At 42.0% G+C, this 1,511-nt stretch carries 2 protein-coding genes; both read left to right on the top strand.

The annotated features are described in order from the left end of the window. The coding region (locus L655_RS0100135) for a penicillin-binding transpeptidase domain-containing protein (RefSeq protein WP_029751506.1) at positions 1-335 on the top strand (335 nt) is incomplete at its 5' end. Further along, entirely contained in the window at positions 332-1,438 is a 1,107-nt protein-coding gene (rodA, locus tag L655_RS0100130) for a rod shape-determining protein RodA (RefSeq protein ID WP_024603684.1), read from the top strand. The genes L655_RS0100135 and rodA, both read left to right, overlap by 4 nt. Positions 1,439-1,511: the final 73 nt, after the last annotated feature.

Below are 1,511 nucleotides of genomic sequence, written 5' to 3'. Positions count from 1 at the left end.
GGCAGGTATCGTTAGATGCAATGCATAATACAGTACAAAAAATATCAGGCACAGCCCACAAAGCATTTAAAGGGACTAACTACGACTCGGCTGGTAAAACCGGTACCGCGCAAGTAGTTAGTATTGCCCAAGGTGAACGCTACGATGCAGAATCTCTTAAAGAGCGCCAACGCGATAATACAATTTATGTAGGCTTTGCACCTTATAGCGATCCTAAAATTGTGGTTTCTGTTGTGTTAGAAAACAACCACGGCGGCATTCAAATAGCTCGCCAACTTATGGATTACTACTTTGCAGCCAACCCTGTTAATCTTGCAAGGAACGAGACACCATGACCGCTTTGCACGATAAACGCTCTATTTGGATGCGTATGCACCTAGACCTACCGCTGCTTATTGCACTACTTATAATGATGGCTGGCAGCATAATAGTTGTTTACAGCGCAAGCGGGCAAGAGTCTTCTATGATGATTAGGCACATGACCCGCATGGGCGGTGCGATTGTTGCTATGATTGTTTTAGCCCAGTTTTCGCCTGCCACGTTAAAGCGGTTAGTGATCCCACTTTATTGTGTTGGGTTATTAATGCTAGTCGGTGTACTTTTATTTGGTGTAAGCTCAAAAGGCGCGCAGCGTTGGCTCAATTTAGGGGTGACACGATTTCAACCTGCAGAATTAATGAAGTTGGCTGTCCCGATGATGGTAGCTTGGTATATAGGTAGAAACCACTTACCACCTCGCCCGCTACATTTAATTATTGGTTTTATGATTGTAATGCTCCCTACATTATTAATTAAAGAACAACCCGACTTAGGTACCGCTATACTTATTGCAAGCTCAGGTATATTTGTATTATTTTTGTCTGGGTTGAGTTGGCGTTTAATAGGCTTTTTAAGCTCGATTATAGCGCTTGCTGCATGGCCATTTTGGCACTACGGTATGCACGATTATCAAAAACAACGTGTACTCACCTTTTTAGATCCTGAGAGCGATCCGCTTGGTTCGGGTTATCATATTATTCAATCGAAAATTGCTATTGGATCAGGCGGCATAGAAGGTAAAGGCTGGTTGCTTGGTACACAATCGCAATTAGAGTTTTTGCCAGAGCGCCACACCGACTTTATATTTTCGGTTTTAAGCGAAGAATTTGGCTTATTCGGCGTATGTGTTTTACTTAGCCTGTACTTATTTATTATTGGTCGTGGTTTATACATTGCTGTTAATGCACAAGATGCATTTGGTAAATTGCTCGCAGGCGCACTCACCCTCACCTTTTTTGTATATGTATTCGTAAACATAGGCATGGTATCGGGTTTATTACCTGTTGTAGGCGTACCACTACCACTGATTAGTTATGGCGGCACATCAATGGTAACGCTCATGGCAGGATTTGGCATTATTATGTCAATCGCAACAGATAAAAGGATGCTTTTAAAATAATGCGACACACTAATCAGCTTATATTTACCACGTTATTAATTTTGCTTTTAAATGCATGTAGTAGCGGCTCTAG

Origin of the sequence: Pseudoalteromonas sp. TAE79, from assembly GCF_000498015.1 — a bacterium.
Taxonomy (GTDB): Bacteria; Pseudomonadota; Gammaproteobacteria; order Enterobacterales; family Alteromonadaceae; genus Pseudoalteromonas.
Note: the sequence above shows the minus strand (reverse complement) of the source record. Positions and strands in the feature narration are given on the sequence as shown.

Bases quoted from the DNA above. Each gene is read 5' to 3' on its own strand.
- rodA (WP_024603684.1), top strand. From the start codon at position 332: ATGACCGCTTTGCACGATAAACGCTCTATTTGGATGCGTATGCACCTA.